Annotated in this window: 19 protein-coding genes and 1 pseudogene; 10 read left to right on the top strand and 10 right to left on the bottom strand. The window is 74.5% G+C overall.

Annotation, left to right across the window (positions count from 1 at the left end; translation table 11 throughout):
* Positions 1-73 precede the first annotated feature (73 nt).
* The 3 genes from ACIO9K_RS15075 (at position 74) to ACIO9K_RS15065 (ending at position 3545) form a co-directional block, all read left to right on the top strand.
* A complete protein-coding gene (locus ACIO9K_RS15075) occupies positions 74-1597 on the top strand; it encodes a glycosyl hydrolase family 18 protein (RefSeq protein WP_400329937.1) in 1524 nt (507 codons plus the stop codon).
* A 188-nt stretch (positions 1598-1785) separates the two neighbouring features.
* Entirely contained in the window at positions 1786-2928 is a 1143-nt protein-coding gene (locus tag ACIO9K_RS15070; RefSeq protein ID WP_400329934.1) for a serine hydrolase domain-containing protein, read from the top strand.
* Positions 2916-3545: a hypothetical protein gene (locus ACIO9K_RS15065; protein ID WP_400329931.1), complete on the top strand. Its 630-nt coding sequence runs from the start codon at positions 2916-2918 to the stop codon at positions 3543-3545. Before ACIO9K_RS15070 ends, ACIO9K_RS15065 begins: the two co-directional genes overlap by 13 nt.
* A 78-nt stretch (positions 3546-3623) precedes the next feature.
* On the opposite strand, the gene ACIO9K_RS15060 is transcribed toward ACIO9K_RS15065, so the two are convergent.
* Both ACIO9K_RS15060 and ACIO9K_RS15055 read right to left on the bottom strand, forming a co-directional pair.
* A complete protein-coding gene (locus ACIO9K_RS15060; RefSeq protein ID WP_400329928.1) occupies positions 3624-4433 on the bottom strand; it encodes an alpha/beta fold hydrolase in 810 nt (269 codons plus the stop codon).
* 145 nt (positions 4434-4578) lie between these two features.
* Positions 4579-6093 (bottom strand): PQQ-binding-like beta-propeller repeat protein, encoded by a 1515-nt coding sequence (locus tag ACIO9K_RS15055; RefSeq protein ID WP_400329925.1) that lies wholly within the window; start codon positions 6091-6093, stop codon positions 4579-4581.
* Positions 6094-6264: 171 nt separating this feature from the next.
* On the opposite strand from ACIO9K_RS15055, the gene ACIO9K_RS15050 reads away from it, so the two are divergent.
* The 6 genes from ACIO9K_RS15050 (at position 6265) to ACIO9K_RS15025 (ending at position 10750) form a co-directional block, all read left to right on the top strand.
* Positions 6265-7722 carry a serine/threonine-protein kinase gene (locus ACIO9K_RS15050; protein WP_400329922.1) on the top strand — a complete coding sequence of 486 codons (1458 nt, stop codon included), beginning with the start codon at positions 6265-6267 and terminating at the stop codon, positions 7720-7722.
* Positions 7723-7912: 190 nt separating this feature from the next.
* Positions 7913-8614 (top strand): alpha/beta hydrolase, encoded by a 702-nt coding sequence (locus ACIO9K_RS15045; RefSeq protein WP_400329919.1) that lies wholly within the window; start codon positions 7913-7915, stop codon positions 8612-8614.
* A gap of 84 nt (positions 8615-8698) precedes the next feature.
* Entirely contained in the window at positions 8699-9052 is a 354-nt protein-coding gene (locus ACIO9K_RS15040) for a DUF6204 family protein (protein WP_363583164.1), read from the top strand.
* 72 nt (positions 9053-9124) lie between these two features.
* Positions 9125-9658, top strand: a complete 534-nt coding sequence (locus tag ACIO9K_RS15035; protein ID WP_400329915.1) for a MarR family winged helix-turn-helix transcriptional regulator — start codon at positions 9125-9127, stop codon at positions 9656-9658.
* Positions 9659-9810: 152 nt separating this feature from the next.
* A complete protein-coding gene (locus ACIO9K_RS15030; protein ID WP_400329912.1) occupies positions 9811-10143 on the top strand; it encodes a sulfurtransferase TusA family protein in 333 nt (110 codons plus the stop codon).
* A gap of 136 nt (positions 10144-10279) precedes the next feature.
* Complete coding sequence (locus ACIO9K_RS15025) at positions 10280-10750, top strand: hypothetical protein (RefSeq protein ID WP_363618307.1); 471 nt, start codon at positions 10280-10282, stop codon at positions 10748-10750.
* A gap of 68 nt (positions 10751-10818) precedes the next feature.
* Here ACIO9K_RS15025 and ACIO9K_RS15020 read toward each other — a convergent pair whose 3' ends face one another.
* From ACIO9K_RS15020 to def, 3 genes are all read right to left on the bottom strand, one after another.
* Positions 10819-12252, bottom strand: a complete 1434-nt coding sequence (locus tag ACIO9K_RS15020) for a transcription antitermination factor NusB (RefSeq protein ID WP_363618305.1) — start codon at positions 12250-12252, stop codon at positions 10819-10821.
* A gap of 68 nt (positions 12253-12320) precedes the next feature.
* A complete protein-coding gene (gene fmt, locus ACIO9K_RS15015; RefSeq protein WP_363583154.1) occupies positions 12321-13265 on the bottom strand; it encodes a methionyl-tRNA formyltransferase in 945 nt (314 codons plus the stop codon).
* Positions 13266-13305: 40 nt separating this feature from the next.
* Positions 13306-13851 (bottom strand): peptide deformylase, encoded by a 546-nt coding sequence (gene def / locus ACIO9K_RS15010; RefSeq protein ID WP_063346750.1) that lies wholly within the window; start codon positions 13849-13851, stop codon positions 13306-13308.
* A 312-nt stretch (positions 13852-14163) separates the two neighbouring features.
* Between def and ACIO9K_RS15005 the strand changes: the two are divergent.
* Positions 14164-14509 (top strand): annotated as a pseudogene (locus tag ACIO9K_RS15005) (hypothetical protein); the annotation flags it as partial.
* Positions 14510-14866: 357 nt separating this feature from the next.
* On the opposite strand, the gene ACIO9K_RS15000 reads toward ACIO9K_RS15005, so the two are convergent.
* The 5 genes from ACIO9K_RS15000 to gmk form a co-directional block, all read right to left on the bottom strand.
* Entirely contained in the window at positions 14867-16963 is a 2097-nt protein-coding gene (locus tag ACIO9K_RS15000; RefSeq protein WP_363618303.1) for a primosomal protein N', read from the bottom strand.
* Positions 16964-17057: 94 nt separating this feature from the next.
* Positions 17058-18266 carry a methionine adenosyltransferase gene (gene metK / locus ACIO9K_RS14995; protein ID WP_350877833.1) on the bottom strand — a complete coding sequence of 403 codons (1209 nt, stop codon included), beginning with the start codon at positions 18264-18266 and terminating at the stop codon, positions 17058-17060.
* A 150-nt stretch (positions 18267-18416) separates the two neighbouring features.
* Positions 18417-19664, bottom strand: coding sequence for a bifunctional phosphopantothenoylcysteine decarboxylase/phosphopantothenate--cysteine ligase CoaBC (coaBC, locus tag ACIO9K_RS14990; protein WP_063346753.1), 1248 nt, complete (start codon positions 19662-19664; stop codon positions 18417-18419).
* Positions 19665-19815: 151 nt separating this feature from the next.
* Positions 19816-20082 (bottom strand): DNA-directed RNA polymerase subunit omega, encoded by a 267-nt coding sequence (rpoZ, locus tag ACIO9K_RS14985; RefSeq protein WP_030240625.1) that lies wholly within the window; start codon positions 20080-20082, stop codon positions 19816-19818.
* Positions 20083-20119: 37 nt separating this feature from the next.
* A complete protein-coding gene (gene gmk / locus ACIO9K_RS14980; protein ID WP_400329905.1) occupies positions 20120-20677 on the bottom strand; it encodes a guanylate kinase in 558 nt (185 codons plus the stop codon).
* Positions 20678-20716: the final 39 nt, after the last annotated feature.

Genomic DNA, 20716 nt, shown 5'->3' with positions numbered 1-20716 from the left:
CGCTCCCAAGCGTGATCACGCCCGGCGTCGATCCGGGCGCATTCCGTCATCCCCACCACAGGGAGCGCATGCCATGAGCGAGCTGGTGTACCCGTCCGACCCCGGCCTCAACGGCCAGGCGGTGGACGCGGCCGAGCGCACGTACGAGATGAACGGCTTCGACCCGGCGCGGGAGGACTCGAAGCTCTCCTTCACCCCCTGCCGGGTCGCCAAGCCCGCCTTCAACACCTACCGGCGCAGCGGCGAGCAGACCGTGTCCGGCTTCCTGGACACCACCTGGGCCTACGACAGCCGCCTGACCGACGACAGCGGAGGCCCCACCGGCGGGCCGGGCGCGGACGTCACCCGGCTGGAGGCCGCGAACGGCGCCTTCGACGAGATCGTGGTCGGCCTGGTCGGCCTCGTCGGCGGCCGGGGCAGCCTGGGGCCCGCCACCGCCCAGGCCGCCCAGGACTTCGGCATCGCCGCCTCCGAGCGCGGCGCCGTGACCTTCATCGACGCCTGGAGCGCGGCGGCCGCCTACCTCGGCTACGGGTTCGACGGCTGGGTCTCCAACGACTACCAGGACCTGTTCACCCAGCAGCAGGCCCAGGGCCTGCTGGGCGCCGCCCGTCGTCTCAAGGAGCGCAACCCGGACCTCGCGGTCGGACTGCACATCGGCGGCTGGGACCTGAGCGAGGCCTTCCACGCCATCGCGCAGGAGCCCGCCTCCCGGCGGAGGTTCGCCCAGTCCGTGGTACGGATCTTCCGCGCCTTCCCGATGTTCTCCACCCTCCACCTGGACTGGCGCTGGCCCGGCTCGGCCGGCGCCCCGGAGGCCGGGTACGGCCCGGAGGACGCCGGGAACTTCGCCGAGCTCATCCGCGAGACCAGGGCCGCGCTGTCCGCCGCCGACCGGAGCGCGACGATCGCCGTCGCGGTGCCGGCCTCCGCCGCCCAACTGGACGCGATGAACGTCCCGCTCCTGGTCGAGGCCGGCGCCGACCGGCTGGACCTGATGTCCTTCGACTTCTTCGGCAGCCCCTGGTCCGCCGGGCTCGGGCACCACACCTCGCTGCGCCGCGACCCGAGCAGCAGCCAGACGGACTGCGTCGACAACGCCGTCACCCACCTGATCGAGCACGCCGGCGTGGCCCCGCACCGCATCCACCTCGGCTACGCCACCACCACCCGCAACGCCAAGCGGGCCCGGCTCACCCGCAGCTCGCCCCTGCGCGGCACGTACGACACCGCGTCGGGCCAGACGGTCGGCTCCTTCGCACCCGGCACGAGCACCTACGCCGACGTGCTGCGCAACTACCTCGACCTGGAGCAGGGCGAGGGCCGCAACGGCTTCGAGCTGTACACGGACATCTCCGCCGACGCCGACTACCTCCACAACCCGAGCACCGGCGTCTTCCTCTCCCTCGACACCCCGCGCTCCGTCCGCGCCAAGGCCGAGTACGCCCGCGCCCGGGGCCTCGGCGGCCTGTTCGCCGAGCACGCCGAGGCCGACCCCGGCGTGCTCACCAACGCCGCCCGCGAGGGCCTGGGGCACACCGCCACCGCGACGGCCGTCGACATGAAGCCCCTCTACGTCAGCGGCCGCAGTCAGTAGCCCGCCCCCCTGGTGGAGTGGGAAGTCGGCCGGCCCGACTTCCCACTCAAGCCTCGTGACTCCCCCTGCCCCGTAGGACCCGGCCTACGAAAACCCCTCGTCGCGACCGCCCCGACGCCGTACCGTGGTCCGGTCGACGATCTTGGGGTCAGCGGCTCCACGTGAACGAAGGAACGGGGCGGAACACCATGCAGCAGTACCAGGGCTGGACCGACGAACGGTTCGGCGCCGTGGCGGACGTCTTCGCCCGCAACTTCGACGAGTTCCCCGAACTCGGCGCCGCCGTCACGGTGTTCTCCGGCGGCCGCAAGGTGGTCGAGCTGTGGGGCGGGACGGCCGACGAACGCACCGGCCGGGCCTGGACGCAGGACACCCTCGTCCCGGTCTTCTCCTGCGCCAAGGGTGCGGTGAGCATCAGCGCCCACCTGCTCGCCCAGCAGGGCCGCCTCGACCTCGACGCGCCGATCGCCCGCTACTGGCCCGAGTTCGCCCGCCACGGCAAGCAGGACATCACCACCCGCATGGTCCTCGGCCACCGCGCGGGCATCCCGGCCCTGGACGCGGTGCTCTCCTTCGAGGAGATCGCCGGCTGGGCTCCCGTCGTCCGCGCGATCGAGGCCCAGGAGCCGCTCTGGGAGCCCGGCACGGCCTACGAGTACCACGGCCACGTCCTGGGCTTCGCGGTCGGCGAGGTGATCCGCCGGATCACCGGGCTCACGCCGGGCGAGTTCCTCCGCAAGGAGATCGCCGAACCGCTCGGCCTGCCGGTCCGGATCGGCCTGTCGGAGAGCGAACTCCCGCGCCTGGCCCGGCTGGTGGAGGCGGAGGGTCGCCGTCCGATGCCCGGCCCGGAGCACCTGCTGACCCGGATCGTGACGATGAACGGCGCCCTGGTCTTCCCCGGCCTGGACGTGCCGCACGGCTGGAACGACCCGGCCCTGCACGCGATCGAGCTGCCCGGCGCGGGCGCGGTCGCCTCCGCCACCGGGCTGGCGGGGCTGTACGCGGCGGCCGCCACCGGCCTGGACGGCGGCCCGCGCCTGCTCTCGCACGAGACCGTCACCGACGCGGTGCGCGAAGTCTCCTCCGGCGCGGGCTTCCTGGGCTTCGACATGGGCGCCCGCTGGGGTTCCGGCCTGCTGCTCGACTCCCCCGCCTTCCGCCCGCTGCTGGGCGCGCGCAGCTTCGGCAACGACGGCGCGGGCGGCCAGTTCGCCTTCGGGGACGACGAGTTCGGCGTCGGCTTCGGCTACGTCGCCAACCGGATGATCGGCCACGGCGACGCCCGCGCCAACCGGCTGATCGAGGCGGTGCGCGGATGCCTGGGGTGACGGACTTCCTCGCGCGGCTCACCGCGCTGGCGGCCACCGGCGGCCTGGACGGTCCGGACGGGCTGCGCTACAACGCCTCGCTGCCCGAACTCGCCGCCCACTACGGCGATCCCTGGGACGGCGGGCGGATCCACCGCGAGTCCCGCTGGCCGCACGGCTTCAGCTGGGGCGACGTGCAGACGGTGTTCTGCCACTGCCGCCGGCTCCAGTCGCTGTCCCTGCCCGTGTGGCACGGTGAACTCGAACTCCCGCTGGCCGGTGGCGGGTTGGTGACACTCGACACACACGTCACCGAGTCGGCCCTGATCGCCGCGCTGACCGCCGCCGGCTGCCGCTGGGAGACCGTGACGTACGAGAACGTCCCCGATCAGCGCACCCTGGAGGTGGCGGTGGCCGAGGAGGTCCGGGTGGCGTTCGTCCTCACCGACCGCGACGGCCACGCGGACCACGACGGTCACCAGGCCCGCGACGGCCACGCGGACCGCGACGGCCATGACGCGCCGCCGCCCGAGGACTGGCTGCTGAACAAGGCCCTGCTGTGGGGCTACGACCACACCGACTGCCCCGAGCCGGACCGCACCCTCCCGGACGACGGCTGGGGCGCCTCGCCCAACTGACGCGTGCGGTCGGCCCGTTGCGCCCGGCCCGTTACGCCCCAACGCGCAACGGGCCGGGCGCGCTCCCGGAGTGGGGGCTCACGCCAGGGCGCGCGGCAGCACCACCCGCACCCACTCCTCCGGCTGCGACAGGTGCGGTGCGTGACCGGCACCCCGGTACAGGTGCCGTTCCGCCTTCGACAGGGTGAGGTCGATGATGTCCAGCACCTCGCCGTACATCGGCGGACTGTTGTCACTCTGCGTGAGCAGAGCCGGTTCCGTGAAGCGGGCCAAGGCGTTCAGGTCGAGGTCCAGGGCGTCCGGGTCCCGCAGCTCGTCCAGGTAGGTCGGCGCGTTGCGCACGTACGTGTGCCGCACCGGCGCGGGCAGCTGCGCCCAGGCCCCCGGCCCGAAGGTGACCGTCTCCACGAACAGCTCCGCCGCCGCGGCCGACTCGGCCTGCTCCAGCAGCTCCCGGACGGCGGTGATCCGGTCGGCGAGCGCGGTGGCGACCGGCCTCAGCTCGGGGTCGGCGAGCAGGATGCCGGCGCCGGGCGGCTCGTGCACGGCGATCCCCCGCAGCAGGTCGGGCCGGGCGGCGGCGAGCCGCAGCGTGATCAGCGAACCGTACGAGTTCCCGCAGACGAACGCCGGCGCGAGTCCGAGCCCGTCGATCAGCCCGGCCAGGTCGGCCGCGTCCTCGTGGACCGAACCCTGGGTGAGCGGGTCCTCACTGCGGCTGTGGCCCCGCCGGTCGTAGGCGACGACGGTGGTCGACTCGGCCAGGCCCGGCATCACGCGCGCCCAGCTGTCGGCGTCGCTCCACGAGCCGTGCACCAGGACGACGCCGGGCCCCTCGCCTCGGGCCTCGTAGTGCAGCGACACCCCGTTCACCCTGATCTCGGCCATCACGAGCCTCCCGATCTCGGCGGTGCTCCCCCACCAGCCTGACACAGCCGCTCGGGGCGGCACCCCCGGGCCGTGGCCGTGACCGAGCGTGACGAACAACGGGCGATCAAGCGCCTCGCAGGCTCAGCTCAGGCCCCGAGCCGGCTCAGCCCATGCCCCGGGCCGGCGGCTCGTCCCGCGTGCCGTCCTCCGCCACCACCGTGAACCGGCCGGGCCCGGAGACCGACAGGTCCACCGGGTGGACGGACTTGGAGTCGTTGACGTCCAGTTCACTGCTCTTCCGCCCGGTCGCGGCGTCGACCCGGGTCAGCTTGTCCCGGGTCAGCGCCCACACCGACGCGCCGTCCACCAGCAGCCCCGTCACCTGGTCGTCCAGCCCGGACGTCCAGCGCTTCCCGCCGTCGGCGAGCGAGTAGGCGACCAGGCGCCCGGTGGCGATGCGGCTGGGGTTCTTCCCCCCGCTGATCCGGACGTCGTCCGGCTTCTCGCCGGGGACGATCAGCTGGTCGCCGACGACCACCCCGCCGAACAGCGGGCGGGCGGCGAACGCGTCGTACGCGTGGGCGCCGCCCAGCATGACGTCGAGGTCGTACTCGTCCCCCGCGACCGGGATCGACGCCCGCTGCCGCCCCGCCCCGTCGAAGCTGAGCACGGCGTGCGTCCCCCGCTCGCCCTGCGCGTCGACCCAGACCGCGAGGGGCTCGGTGGAGACCACCGCGACGTCCTTCAGCCCGCCCGTGACCGGCAGGGCGACCCGGGTCCGCTCCCGCCCGTCCGCCGGGGCCAGCGACCGCAGCACCGGCGCGGCGTCGCCGCACTGCGCGACCGTCACCACCTCCGCCGCCCCGCCCGCCACCTGCAACGGCGTGCAGCCGGCATCCGCGTCGCCGCGCCAGGAAGCGCGCCCGTCGGCCAGGTGCACCGCGCGCCAGCCGGTCCGCTCCTGGAGGACGGCCTCGTCCCCGGCGACGGCGAGCAGATCGGGCGCCGCCGTGTCCCCGACGCGGCCGGGCGCGTCCGCCGCGGCGGTCCAGGCGGCCTTGCCGTCGGCGAGGTTGAGCGCCGTCACCGCCGCGCACGGCCGGTCGTGCGGGGAGTGGCCGAGCAGTCCGAGGCCGTGGCCCGTCCCGCGGCTCATGGCGCAGACGGAGTCCTCGCCCGGCGGCGTCCACCGCCACGCGACCTGCCCGGTGGTGCCGCGGTAGGCCACCACCTGGTCGGGCCGGACCCGCACCACCACGTCCCCGCTGGTCCAGCTGCCGACGGCGCGGATCGACGACGGCCGGTCCAGCGGCGCCTCCCAGGCGTCGTTGAGGCCGGTCCCGGCGAAGGAGACGAACGCGGCGAGCCCGAACAGGATCCCGACGGCGACCGCGGGGAAGCCGCGCCGGGGGTGGAGCAGCGCCCACAGCAGGCCGGCCCCGCAGGGCATCAGGCCGAGGATGCTGACGATGCCCATGAAGTCGAGGCTCTCGCCGCCGTACCCCTGGGACGGCCCGATCAGCACGGCCAGGCCCATGCTCGCGAACATGGCCCCCAGCACCCCGCCGGAGACCACCATCCAGGCCTCCTTGTCCATGGCGAACCCGCCCCTGGCGAGGCGGACGGACCTGCGGGCCCGCCCGGCCCCGGCGGCACTGTCCACGGGCCCCTCGGCCATGTCGGTCACTCCCCCGTCAAGCGCCGCCCACGCACGAACGACGATCATCGGATGATCGCAGAGCCTGGCTCGATCCTGAACAAAGACAACGGAAAACTCCCGGCCCCGGCGACGGACGGTAGGTTGGCCCGGGGGGCCGGGGCGCGGCACCGGGGCGTGAAAGGGGCGGGGATGCAGCCGGGCGACGTACTCGACGGGCGGTACGAGCTGGTCGAGCAGATCGGCGAGGGCGCCTTCGGCGCGGTGTGGAAGGCCCGCGACGCGCGGATCCAACGGCTCGTCGCCGTCAAGGTGATGCTCCCGGGCAGCAACAACACCCCCAAGGACGCGGCCCGGTTCGTCCGCGAGGTGGCCACCGCGGGCGCGCTCAACCACCCGTCCATCGTCACCGTGCACGACTTCGGCCGGCACGACGAGGCCGGCCGGCCGCTCTACTTCCTGGTCATGGAACTGCTCGACGGCGCCCCGCTCAGCCGCCACCTCGGCGACGGACCGCTGCCCCTGCACCAGGCCCTCACCTGGGCCGTCCAGATCTCCCAGGCCCTCGCCACCGCCCACCGGGCCGGCGTCGTCCACCGGGACGTCAAGCCGGCCAACGTGATGATCCAGTCGTCCGGGGAGGTCAAGGTCGTCGACTTCGGCATCGCCCGGGTCGGCACCGCCGACGACGGCATCACCAGCACCAACGTCATCGTCGGCACACCCGCCTACATGGCCCCCGAACGCTTCGACAGCGGCGGCCTCGACGCCCGCTCCGACCTCTACGCCTTCGGCTGCCTCCTGTACGAACTCCTCACCGGCCGCACCCCGTTCCGCGGCACCCTCTACGAACTCATCCGCCAGCACGGCGAGGTCCACCCGGCCGCCCCCGGCACCCTCCGGCCCGGCCTGCCCGCCGACGTCGACACCCTCGTCCTCGAACTGCTCGCCAAGGACCCCGACCGACGGCCGCCACACGCCGACCAGGTCGCCGAACGCCTGCTCCACCTCGCCGAGCAGGCCGAACGGCCCCCGGCCGGCTACCACGCCACCGTCCGGGACGTCCCCGCCGCCGAGGAGGACCCGTACGTCCTCGCCCGCCGGCAGGAGGCGGACGCGCTGTTCCAGCGCACCCGCGACCAGGCCGCCCAGGTCGCGCTGCAATTCGAGACCAGCATCGCCCAGCGGCGCCGCCGGCTCGACCAGGACCTCGCCGACCAGCGGGCCCGCGCCGAGGCCCGGGCACAACAGATCGTCGCCGAAGCCCAGCAACGCGGCGAGGAGCTCGAACGGGAGGCCGCCGCCCGGGCGGCGGCCAGCCTCAAGCAGCTCACCGAGGCCGAACAGCGCACCGACCTGCTGCGCCGGCAGACCGACAAGCTGCGCAACGACGCCGAGAGCCTGCGCCGCACGGTCGACAACGCCCGCCGCCAGGCCTCCGACTTCCTCGCCGACGCGGCCGCCAAGGCCGGCCTCGGCCCGGCCCCCGAACCCCGCCGCTCGATCGCCCCGCCCGCCAGCGCGCCGGCCGGCTCTCAGAGCGGCCCGCAGACCGGCTCGCAGCGCCGGAAGCTCCCGAGCATGCAGGAACTGCTCTCCGGCCGGAGCCGCTCCACCGGCGGCGGCGACCAGCCGGGCCGCCGCTCCTGACCTCGCCCCAACGCCTCGCACCCGCAGGCGAGTTGGCCCGCCCACCCAACGCCCTCCCCCGGCCCGCCAGGCCGAGTCCACGGGGCCCCGCACCCGCTCCACCGGCTGGGCCCTGCGACCCCCGCACCCGCACCGCGACCCGCCCGCGGAACCGTAGAATCCGCAGGTAGACACCAGGGAGGGATTTCGCGTGTTCCAGGCGCAGCGGCCGCGCACCGCACAACTGACCCCACGACTCGGCGACGACGGGACGGGGCGGGTCGACGGCGTCGCCCTGCTGCTGCCCGGCGGGTTCCTGCGCAGCCGGCGCGGACCGCTGAAGGTCGCCGAACTGGGCCTGCGCGACCTCACCGCCGAACTCGCCGCCCGCGGACGCCCGCACGGCCTCGCCGTCCACCTGCTGCGCTACCGCTACAGCGGCTGGAACGGCGCCGACGCCGACACCGCCGTCGACACCCGCTGGGCCCTCGACGAACTCGCCCGCCGCTACGGCGACGTACCCGTCGTCCTCATCGGCAACTCCCTCGGCGGGCGCGCCGCCTTCTGGTGCGCCGGGCACCCGAACGTCGTCGGCGTCGCCGGCATCGCGCCCTGGCTGCCCAGCGGCGACCCCGTCGACCACCTCGCCGGCCGGCGCGTCCTGATCGTCCACGGCACCGGCGACCACAGCGCCGCCAACGCCAACCAGTCCCTCGAATACGCCCTGCGGGCCCGCCCGGTCGTCCCCGACCTCGCCCGCTACGAAGCCCCCGGCGCCAACCACTACCTCATCCGGCAGACCGCCGACATCAGCGCCCTCACCACCGACTTCACCCTCGACGCCCTCAAGGCCGAACCGGCCCCGCTCGCCTCCGGCACCGTCTGCACCCGCCTGCCCGGCAGACGCGCCTAGGTCCGCCCGGGAACCCACTGTCGACCAGCGAGCGGCATGAAATCGGGTTGGCGGTCGACCGCCCGTCCTGCCTATGGTCGGGGGATGACCACTCGAACCTTCCGCATCATGGTGCGCGGCGTCTTCGACGACCTCAGCGTCGAGCAGCACGCCGAACTCCTCGCCCGCGCGCCCGAACACGACGTGCTGCGCGCGGCCTTCACCCGCGAGGGACACCTCAGCTACGACCTCGGCGCGCGGGCCGCCTTCACCTTCCGCTTCCTCGACTCGGGCGAGGCGGAGGAGGACATCCTGGCGGCCGCCGAGCGGGCCGAGCAGGCGGCGCGGGCCTGGCTGGCCGAGCGCGGCTACGGCTACAAGAACCTGCGGTCCCAGGCCGAGGACCTCTCGCAGGCACCGCTCGGCAAGCGGCAGCGCCGCGCCGCCAACGCCGGCTAGCCCCCTCCCCCCTCCCGCTACCTCCTTGACGGCTCGCCGCACCGGTATGCTTGAGTAGTCAAGGAGGTAGCAATGACAGATCCGCACACCGGCCCGCACACGAACCCACAGGTCGACCCGCAGGCCGACCCGGGCACCCGACCCGACCCGCTGGACACCGCCCTGCGGCTGGTCCGCGCCCAGGCGGCCGTGACCAAGCGCTTCGACGCGAGCCTCGGCGGCCTGCACGGCGTGAGCCTGTCCGACTTCACCCTGCTGCTCCACCTCGGCCACGCCCCCGGCGGCCGGATGCGCCGGGTCGACCTCGCCGGGGCCCTCGGCCTCACCGCCTCGGGCGTCACCCGCGGACTGGCACCGCTGGAGCGGATCGGCCTGGTGAGCCGGGAGGCGGCGGCCCGCGACGCCCGGGTCGCCTACGCGGCCCTGACGCCGACCGGCCGCGAACGGCTCGCCGAGATGCTGTACACGGCCCGGAAGGTCGCCGCCGACCTCTTCGCGGCCGACCAGTGGAGCCCCGACGACCTCGACCGCCTCGCCGTCCTGCTCGCCCGCCTCGGCGGCACCGCCCCCGACCAGCGGCCGGGGGCGGCCACAGCCCGCGACTAACGGACTGTTGAACCGTCGGACTGTCGGACTATGAAACCGTCAGATCCCGAACGGCGCCGCGTACCGCACCGTCCCGGCGCCTAGGCTGAGCCCGGCACCCCTGCACCCATGCACCCAGGCACCGCCGCACCACCGCGAAGGGCAGCAACCCCATGACCCACACCCCCGGACAGCAGCCCGGCCAGGAACCCGCCCCCGACCTGGCCGTCGACGGCACCGGCCTGCTCTGCGTCCAACTGCTGCTGCGACTGCGCGCCCGGATCGCCGACCTGCCCGCCGGCGCGGTGGTGCACATCCACACCACCGACCCCGCCGCCCCCCTCGACCTGCCCGCCTGGTGCCACCTGACCGGCCACGACTACCTCGGCCCCGTCCCGCACCCGGCCACCGACCGCGAGGTGTACGCCCTGCGCCTCACCGCCGCGGCCCGCCCGACCCGCGCCGACCGCCCCTGGCACCCCGCGCCGACCCCGGCCACCGACTGACCACCCCGGCTCCCGCCCTCGGCCCGAAAGCCCCACGCGCCCCCGCCCACCGCCGGCCGCCCGGATCCCTTCGGCGGTCCGGTGTGCCACGATGGGGAGAGCCGAACGGCCAAGCCTCACAGGGAGGTTGACCACCATGGATCCGATCCTCAGCTGCCACTGGCACGACCAGGACGGCGAGTGGGCACTGTCCGTCAGCCGCAACGGCGACGGCTGGGAGCTGCTCGCCGCCGCGCCCCGCTGGTCCGAGTCGCTCCCGTTCGCCGGGCCGGACGACGTCCGCCGGCTCGCCCAGGCGCTGCTGGACCTGCCGTCCGATCCGGAGCCGTACGAGTTCGAATGGCGGCTCTCCCGGACGGAGTTCGAGCGCACCGAGAACGAGCGCACCCACTTCGCGACGCTCGCCGTCGGGCTGGACCCCACCGACGGCCACCGCCCCTACCTCGCCTACCAGTCGTACTACCACTGGGGGCAGGCGAGCGGGCTCGGCCTGGAGGTGATCTGCGAGGACCCCCCGGTCGACCGCCTCCGCGCCCAGGCCCACGCCCTCCTCACCGACCTCCCCGGCCCCACGCCCGCCCGGCCGCAGCCCCCCTCACCCGGCTGAGCGCACCGCCCTCCCCAGTCCCCCCGGATCACCGGATCACGGGATCACGGGATCACGGGATCACGGGATCACGCCGTCCGCCGCAGCAGCGCCAGGTACATCGCGTCCGTCCCGTGCAGGTGCGGCCAGAGCTGCACGTCCGGCCCGTCCCCGAGCGCGGGGACGCCCGGCAGCAGCGGGCGCGCGTCGATCCACTCGACCCGGCCACCCTCCGCCCGCAGCACGTCGTCCACGACGGCCCGGGTCTCCGCGAGGTGCGGCGAGCAGGTCGCGTACCCGACCACCCCGCCGACCCGGGTGGCGTCGATCGCCGAGCGCAGCAGGTCCCGCTGGAGCGGGCCGAAGGCCGCGACGTCGGCGGGGCGGCGGCGCCAGCGCGCCTCCGGGCGGCGGCGCAGGGCGCCCAGGCCGGAGCACGGCACGTCGACCAGCACCCGGTCGAAGCCTCCGGAGCGCCAGGCCGGGCGGGTGCCGTCCGCGGTGATCACCGTGTACGGGCCGGGGTTGCCCTCCAGCGCCCGGGCGACCAGCCGCGCGCGGTGCGGCTGCTTCTCGCTCGCGACCAGCCCGGCACCGCGTTCGGCGGCCAGCGCCGCGAGCAGCGCGGCCTTGCCGCCGGGGCCGGCGCAGCCGTCCAGCCAGAGCCGGTCCGGGCCGTCCAGCGGGGCGTTGGCCAGGGCGAGGGCGACCAGCTGGCTGCCTTCGTCCTGGACGCCCGCCCGGTTGTCCCGGACGGCCTCCAGCGAGCCCGGGTCGCCGCCTTCGGCGAGCCGCAGCGCGAACGGGGACCAGCGGCCGGGCTCGGCCTCGGGCAGCGCGTCGGCGAGTTCGCCGACGTCGACCCGGCCGGGGCGGGCGACGAGGGTCACCTCGGGCCGGGCGTTGTCGGCGCGCAGCAGGTCCTCCAGGGCGCTGCGCCCGGAGGCGTCGGGCTGCCAGCGGCCGAGCGAGTCCCAGAGCGCGGAGACGACCCAGCGCGGGTGCGAGTGGACGACGGCGAGGTGGTCCTCGGCGTCCTTCTCGTACGGCGGGGCGACCTTCTCGATCCAGGCGTCCAGGTCGTGGGCGCTGATCCGGCGCAGGACGGCGTTGACGAACTTGGCCTTGCCGTCGCCGAGCACCACCCGGGCCAGCTCGACGGTGGCCGAGACCGCCGCGTGGCTGGGGATGCGGGTGGTGAGCAGCTGGTGGGCGCCGAGCGAGAGCACGTCCAGGACCGGCGGGTCGACCTTGCCGAGCGGCCGGTCGATGCAGGCGGCGATGATCGCGTCGTAGGTGCCCTGAAGGCGCAGGGTGCCGTAGACGAGCTCGGTGGCGAGGGCGGCGTCGCGCCGGTCCATGCCCTTCTGCTCGGCTTCGCGGAGCAGCGACGGCAGGATCAGGTTGGCGTACGCGTCGCGCTCGTCGACGGCGCGCAGCGCGCGGAACGCGACGATCCGGGCCGGGTCCTTCTTCGGGCGGCGGTGCGGGCGGGGGGCGCGCTGGGCGCTGGGGGTGGTCACAGGGTGCCTCAAGGTGCTGCGGTGGTTATCGGTGGTTATCAGACGAACAGTAACGCTAAACCTGAGCCTCAGCCCTCGGAGCCGAAGCGCTCCCCGGACTCCAGCCGCGCCCCGCGCGCCCAGTCCGCCGCCCGCATCTCCTTCTTCCCCTGCGGGCGGACCTCCCCGAGTTCGACCTCGTGGCTGCCCGTCCCGACCCGCACGCTGTTCTTGCCGACCACGGCCAGCTCCCCGGGCGCCAGGGCGGACGAGTCGGTCAGCAGCTTCACCGGCCCGGTGATCTTCAGCCGCTCGCCGCGGAACTCCGTCCAGGCGCCGGGCGCCGGGGCGCAGCCGCGCACCACGCGGTCGATCCGCAGGGCGGGGTGGCTCCACTCGACGCGTGCGTCCTCGACGGTGATCTTCGGGGCGAGCGTGACGCCCTCGGCCGGCTGCGGGAGGGCGTGCAGGGAGCCGTCCTCGATGCCGTCCATGGTGGCGGTGAGCAGGCGCGCGCCGGACACCGAGAGGCGGGTGAGCAGTTCGCCGCTGGTGTCGGTCGGGCGGATCTCCTCGGTGATCACGCCGTAGACCGGACCGGAGTCCAGGCCCTGCTCGATCAGGAAGGTGGCCGCGCCGGTGACCTCGTCGCCGGCCAGCACGGCGTGCTGGACGGGGGCCGCGCCGCGCCAGGCGGGCAGCAGCGAGAAGTGCAGGTTGACCCAGCCGTGCTTGGGGATCTCCAGGGTGCCGGGGCGCAGGAGCGCGCCGTAGGCGACCACCGGGCAGCAGTCGGGGGCGAGTTCGGTGAGCCGGGCGACGAACTCCGGGTCGCTGGGCTTCGCCGGCTTGAGGACCTCGATCCCGGCCTCCTCGGCGCGCTGGGCGACGGGGCTGGCGACCAGCTTGCGCCCTCGCCCGGCGGGGGCGTCGGGGCGGGTGACCACCGCGACGACCTCGTGCCGGTCGGAGGCGAGCAGGGCGTCCAGGGCGGGAACGGCGACCTCGGGGGTGCCGGCGAAGACGAGACGCATCAAGTGCCTTTCTGCAAGAGAACGTTGGAGATCAGAGGGTTCAGCGCGCGGCGCCGAACGTGCTGTGCGGGGAGACCTTGACGACCGGCGCGGGCGCGCCGCCCCAGTCGGTGTCGCGGATCGCCTTCAGCGCGGCCTTGCGCTGCTCGCGGTCGAGCCGGTCGATGAAGATGATGCCGTCGAGGTGGTCGGTCTCGTGCTGGATGCAGCGGGCGAGCAGCTGGGTGCCCTCCAGGGTGACCGGATCCCCGTACATGGTGAAGCCCTTGGCGACCACGCCGTAGGCGCGCTTGGTGTCGTAGCGCAGCCCGGGCAGCGAGAGGCAGCCCTCGGGGCCGTCCTGCTCCTCCTCGGTCAGCGACAGGTCCGGGTTGATCAGGTGCCCGGTGACTCCGTCCACGTGGTAGGTGAACACCCGCAGGGAGACGCCGAGTTGGGGCGCGGCGAGGCCGGCGCCGGGGGCGTTGAGCATGGTTTCGGTGAGGTCGCCGACCAGGGTGCGCAGTTCCTTGTCGAACGTGGTCACCGGCTGGGCGGTGGCCCGCAGGACGGGGTCTCCGAAGAGCCGGATCGGCTGGATCGCCACGGGTACGGGCTCCTGTCCGTCGAGGGTGCGGGGCTGCGGGCAACTACGGGTTTCCGGCAAGTCTATGCAACGCACCGCGCCCGCCGCCCATGCCCTCGCACCGCCCCTCACAGCGCCCCTCGCACCACGCTTCGCGCGGCCCCGGACGCCCCTCCCCCACCCCGGCACCGGCTTCTGGCATATCCCGAGTGTGCCCGGCGGCGTTACCCCGGCCCCCGCTTCGGCGTTGGTCAAGTGAGATTGACCGGGGCCGGGCGCACGGGACACCGCGCCCCGGCCGAGCCGAACCGTACGGAAGGTGGCACGTAGGCCATGGCCGAGCAGATCAACCACGACGCCCGGGCGCGGGCGAGCCTGCACCTGCTGGTGCGGGACATCGAGCGGGTGAGGCGGCAGGTCGACGCGCTGCGGACGCTCACCGCCCAGTTGGGCAACGTCTACCGTCCGCGCCGGCCCAGCACGTCGGCCGGCTTCGTCGTGTACGGGCGGGCGCCCGCGCCGACCGTGCGCCTGGCGCAGGAGCTGAGGGAGAGCGTGGAGACCCTGGTCGCGGCGGCGGTCGAGTTCGACCGGGCGCTGGGCTTCTCCTGGGACTCGGTGGGCTCGGCCCTCGGGGTCACCAAGCAGGCCGTGCACCGCCGGTACGGGATGCGCCGCCCGACCAGCGAACTCCTCGCCGCCAGCGGCGCCGTCCCGGGCCAGAGCCGCCCGGACCGCTCGGAGGAGCTGCCCGCCGCGCCGTCCGTCGGCCTGGCGGCGACCGTCCCGGCGGCCCGCCAGGGCGGCTTGGACCGCAGCAGCCTCGACCGCACCGCCCTGGAGCGCGGCAACCTCGACCGCACCGCGCTCGACCGCACCACCCCGGAGCGCGGCCCCCTCGACCGCCCCCCGGTCGACCGCACCACCCCCGAGCGCACCCCGGTCGACCGCACCGGCATCCCGCTGCGCGGCTGACGCCGCCGTCCGACCAGCGCCATCCGGGGCGGGGTGGCCACTCACCCCGCCCCCGCCGGCCTCACCCGATGTCGGTCGGATCCACCCGCACCCGTACCGCCTCCGGCGTCCGCAGCGCGATCCGCGCGATCTGCGCCGCCTTGAGGGCCGCCGCCAGCGCCGCCCCCTGCCCGGGCGGCACCCGCAGCAGCGCGCGCTCCTGTTCCTCCCCGCGCAGGGCCGGGGCCGGTACCGGCCCGAGCACGTCCGCCTCCGAGGGCAGCCGGATCAGCCCCAGCAGGTCGGCCACGGCCGCCGGGCTGCCGCTGACCGACGCCATCCGCGACACCGGCGGGAAGTGCAGCTGCGCCCGCTCGTCGCGTTCCAGCCCGGCGTGGCCCAGCGGGTCCCAGCGGACCAGGGCCTGCACCGGCCGCGCCGACGGCTCGGCGACCACGACCACCGAGCCGCCCTCCTCGGCGGACCGGACCAGCGCGGCGGCCGCCAGCCAGAGCCGCAGCGTCTCCTCCCCGGCCCGCAGGTCGGGCCGGCCGAGCAGCGCCCAGCCGTCCAGCAGCAGCGCGGCCCCGTACCCGCTGCCGCCGTCCACCACCGGCTCCGCACCGGGCGTGGAGATCACCAGCGACGGCTCGTCCGGGACGGTGGCCAGCACCGCGTCCCGCCCGGAGGTGCGCACCGGGATGCGCGGGAACGCCTTGCCCAGTTCCTCCGCCGTGCGCCGGGCGCCGACCACCTGGGCGCGCAGCCGGAACGAGCCGCACTCGGGGCAGTGCCAGTCCGTCTCCGCCTCCCCGCACCAGCCGCAGTTCAGCGCGGCGTCGGCCGCGGGCGCCTCCAGCGGGCCCTCGCACCGCCGGCACCGGGCGGGGGTGCGGCAGCGCCCGCAGGACAGCCGGGGCACGTAGCCGCGCCGGGGCACCTGGATGAGCACCGGGCGCCCGGCGGCCAGCGACTCCCGGGCGGCCTCCCAGGCCACCGAGGGCAGCCGGGCGGCCTGGGCGGCGCCGTCGCGGTGCTGGTCCTGGTCGGTGACGGTCCGCACCCGCGGCGCGATCCGGCGCACGGTCTCCCGGTCGGCGGTCAGCGGGCGGGCCCACCCGGTGCTGACCAGCTGCGCGCCCTCCACCGTGACGGCGTGGCCGCCGAGCAGCACGGCCGCGCCCTCGTCGGCGGCGCGCAGCAGCGCGACCTCGCGCACGTGCGGGTGCGGGGCGCGCGGGTCGCTGTGGCTGTTGTCGCCGTCGGACCAGACGACGACCAGCCCGAGGTCGCGCACCGGCGCGAACATGGTGGCGCGGGTGCCGATCACGGCGTGCACCGAGCCGCGGCTCACCGCCAGCCAGCGCCGGTAGCGCTCGCGCGGGCCGAGGTCGGCCTCCAGGGCCACGTGCCGCCCCGCGCCGAGCAGTTCGGTGAGCGCCTGGTCGACCCGGGCCACCGACCGCCCCTCGGGCAGCACGACGAGCGCGCCGCGCCCGCCCGCCAGCGTGGCGGCGACGGCGCGCGCGATCTCGTACGGCCAGCCGGGGCCGGGCAGCGCCGCCCAGACGGCGCGCGGCGAGCCGCCGTCGGCCAGCGCGGCGAGGAAGTCGGGCCCGGCCGGGTAGCGCTGCCAGCCCCCGGGGGCGGGGGCCGGGGGGCGCGGGAGCGCCGGCGGCGAGGGCTCCGCCTCGGCCTTGGCGTGGCGGGGCGGGACGGCCAGCTGGAGGACGTCGGCGAGGGTGCCGGCGTAGCGGTCGGCGACGGTCCGGCAGAGCCGGAGCAGCTGGGGGGTGAGCACGGGCTCGGGCGACAGCACCTGGGCGAGCGGGGCGAGCGGGCCGGGGAAGTCGCTCTTCTCCAGCCGGGCGACGATGAACCCGTCGTGCAGCTCCCCGCCCTCGCGCTGGCCCTTCACCACGCGCGCGCCGAAGCGCACCCGCACCCGGGCGCCCGGGCGGGCCTCCTCGGCCATCGCGGCCGGCACCTCGTAGTCGAAGAACTTGTCGATGGTGAGCACGCCCTTGTCCACCACGACCCGGGCCACCGGCAGGTGCTCGGCCCGCTTGGCGCCGCGCCACGTCCGGGGTTTGGCCCGCTTGACCGTCTCCCGGATGAATGCCAGCTGCTCCGGCTCGGCCCCGTTCTCCGTGTTCTCCGTCTCCCCTGTGCTGCTCATCGCTCCCAGTACTACCAGGTCACACCGACAGAACGCACAGAAGCGGCGCCCACCCCGCCCGGGGGTAGGCGCCGCTTCCGGACGATCAGGCCGTTCAGTCCTTCACGGCCGCCTTCAGCTGCTCCACCCGGTCGGTGCGCTCCCAGGTGAACTCGGGCAGCTCACGGCCGAAGTGGCCGTACGCCGCGGTCTGGGAGTAGATCGGGCGCAGCAGGTCCAGGTCGCGGATGATCGCGGCCGGGCGCAGGTCGAAGACGTCGGTGACGGCCTTCTGGATGGTCAGCACCGGCACGGTCTCGGTGCCGAAGGTCTCGACGAACAGGCCCACGGGCTCGGCCTTGCCGATCGCGTACGCGACCTGCACCTCGGCGCGGCGGGCGAGGCCGGCGGCGACGATGTTCTTCGCCACCCAGCGCATCGCGTACGCGGCCGAGCGGTCGACCTTGGACGGGTCCTTGCCGGAGAAGGCGCCGCCACCGTGGCGGGCCATGCCGCCGTAGGTGTCGATGATGATCTTGCGGCCGGTGAGGCCGGCGTCGCCCATCGGGCCGCCGATCTCGAAGCGGCCGGTCGGGTTCACCAGCAGGCGGTAGCCCTCGGTGACCAGCTTGATGCCCTGCTCGGCGAGCGCCTTCAGCTCGGGCTCGACCACGAACTCGCGAATGTCCGGGGTGAGCAGCGACTCCAGGTCGATGTCACTGGCGTGCTGGGTGGAGACCACCACGGTGTCGAGGCGGACGGCCTTGTCGCCGTCGTACTCGATGGTGACCTGGGTCTTGCCGTCGGGGCGCAGGTACGGGATGGTCCCGTTCTTGCGGACCTCGGTCAGGCGGCGCGAGAGGCGGTGCGCGAGGGTGATCGGCAGCGGCATCAGCTCGGGCGTCTCGTCGGACGCGTAGCCGAACATCAGGCCCTGGTCGCCGGCGCCCTGCTTGTCCAGGTCGTCCTCGTCGCCTTCGACCCGAGCCTCGTACGCGGTGTCGACGCCCTGGGCGATGTCGGGCGACTGCGCGCCGATGGACACCGACACGCCGCAGGAGGCGCCGTCGAAGCCCTTCTTGGAGCTGTCGTAGCCGATCTCCAGGATCTTGTCCCGGACGAGCTGGGCGATCGGCGCGTACGCCTTGGTGGTCACCTCGCCGGCCACGTGCACCTGGCCGGTGGTGATGAGCGTCTCCACGGCGACCCGGGAGGTCGGGTCCTCCCGGAGGAGAGCGTCAAGGATCGTGTCGCTGATCTGGTCAGCGATCTTGTCGGGGTGTCCCTCGGTGACGGACTCCGAGGTGAACAGGCGGCGAGACACAGCGCTCCCTGGGGTTGCAGCGGCTGCTGACTGAAGGCCCCCGGCGAACCGGGGACATCCGGAAAGACTTGATTCCTGGAGTCTAACGGGATGCCTCCGCCGAACGTCACCCGCTTCCGGAAATCGCGACCGATCTCCAGCAGGGCTTGATCAGTCGCCGACCGTTTCCAGCCGCTTGACGACCAGGTCCCAGACCACGTCCGCCAACGCCTCCTTCGGGCCCACCGGAACGGCCGTCTCACTGCCGTCCGAGCCCAGTACCACGGCCTCGTTGACGTCCGTCCCGAAGGCCTTGCCGTTGCCCACCTCGTTGACGACCAACAGGTCGCAGCCCTTGCGGGCGAGCTTGGCGCGGCCGTTGGCGAGCACGTCGTCGGTCTCCGCCGCGAAACCCACCACGAGTTGGCCCGAACGGGCGCGGTGCGCCGCCAGCTCGGCCAGGACGTCGGGGTTGCGGACGAGGGCGACCGGCGCCGGCTCGACCCCCTCGACCTTCTTGATCTTGCCACTGGCGTACTCGGCGGGCCGGAAGTCCGCCACGGCCGCGGCCATGACCACGGCGTCGGCCGACGCAGCCGCCTTCAGCGCCGCCTCGCGCAGCTCCAGCGCGGTCGAGACGTGCACCACGTCGACCCCGGCCGGGTCGGCGAGCTCCGCGTTGGCCGAGACCAACGTCACGCGCGCCCCACGGGCCGCGGCCGTCACGGCGAGCGCGTAGCCCTGCTTGCCGGAGGAGCGGTTGCCCAGGAAGCGCACCGGGTCCAGCGGCTCGCGGGTGCCACCGGCCGAGACCACCACGTGCCGGCCCGCCAGGTCGGTCGGGGCGGCCCCGCCCCGGCGCAGCACGGCCCGGCAGGCGTCGAAGATCGCGGACGGCTCGGGCAGCCGCCCCTTGCCGGTGTCCTTGCCGGTGAGCCGCCCGACGGCCGGCTCCAGCACGATCACGCCCCGGCGGCGCAGCGTGGCGACGTTGTCCCGGGTGGCGGGGTGCTCCCACATCTCGGTGTGCATGGCGGGCGCCAGGACGACCGGACAGCGGGCGGTGAGCAGGGTGTTGGTGAGCAGGTCGTCGGCGAGGCCGTGGGCGGCCTTGGCGATCAGGTCGGCGGTGGCGGGGGCGACCACGACCAGGTCGGCCTGCTGGCCGATCCGCACGTGCGGCACCTCGTGCACGCGCTCCCAGGTCTCGGTGGCGGCCGGGCGGCCGGAGAGCGCGGCCCAGGTGGCCTCGCCGACGAAGTGCAGCGCGGCCTCGGTGGGCACCACGGTGACCTGGTGGCCGGACTCGGTGAACCGGCGGAGCAGCTCGCACGCCTTGTAGGCGGCGATGCCGCCGCTGACGCCGAGGGCGACGCGCGGCGCGTCCGCCGACCCGCTCCGGTCCGAAGTCGCGCTCATACTCCCGCTCTCCTCCACTCCTGGGACGTGCACACCCTACGGCCCCTCAGCCGCCGCGCGCACCGTGGTCGGTCCCACAGCCCCCGGGAACGCCGAAGGGCCCGGCGGAAACGATTCCGCCGGGCCCTTCCACAAGCTTCGGAGCACCGCCTCAGGCGGCTTCGATCGCCTCGGCGGTCAGCATGCCCGCGTTGATCTCGCGCAGCGCGATCGACAGCGGCTTCTCGTGCACGTGGGTGTCGACCAGCGGGCCGACGTACTCGAGCAGGCCCTCACCGAGCTGGGAGTAGTACGCGTTGATCTGGCGCGCGCGCTTGGCGGCGTAGATCACGAGGCTGTACTTGGAGTCGGTGGCCTCAAGCAGCTCGTCGATCGGCGGGTTGATGATGCCCTCGGGCGCGGTCATGGAAGAGGACACGCGAAAACCTTCCGAAAGGGTGGAAAAGACAGACAGGTCAGGCTACACCGAGCAAGGCTAGCAGTTCGGCCGCTACCTGCTCGACGGAGGTGTTGACAAGGGTCGCGTCGAACTCGGGCTCGGCCGCGAGTTCGACCTTGGCCGCCTCCAGCCGCTTCGCGATCACGTCCTGCGACTCCGTGCCCCGACCGGTCAGCCGCCGGACCAGCTCGTCCCAGCTCGGCGGGGCCAGGAAGACCAGCTGCGCCTCGGGCATCGACTCGCGCACCTGGCGGGCGCCCTGGAGGTCGATCTCCAGCAGGACGGGCTCGCCGCGCTCCAGCTTCTCCAGCACCGCCGAGCGCGGGGTGCCGTAGCGGTTGCCGGCGAAGACGGCCCACTCCAGCAGCTCGCCGTTGGCGATCAGCTTGTCGAACTCGTCGTTGTCGACGAAGTGGTACTGGACCCCGTTCTGCTCGCCCGGCCTCGGGTGCCGGGTCGTCGCCGACACCGAGAGCCAGACCTCGGGGTGCTGCTTCCTCATATGAGCGACGACCGTGCTCTTGCCGACCCCCGAAGGGCCGGAGAGCACGGTCAGCCGCGGACGCTCACTCATGCACCGATTATCCCGGATCGCGGACGGTCCCGGGACCAC

The sequence above is a fragment of the Kitasatospora sp. NPDC087271 genome (assembly GCF_044744605.1).
Lineage (GTDB): Bacteria > Actinomycetota > Actinomycetes > Streptomycetales > Streptomycetaceae > Kitasatospora.
This window is presented reverse-complemented; position numbering and strand designations above follow the sequence as displayed.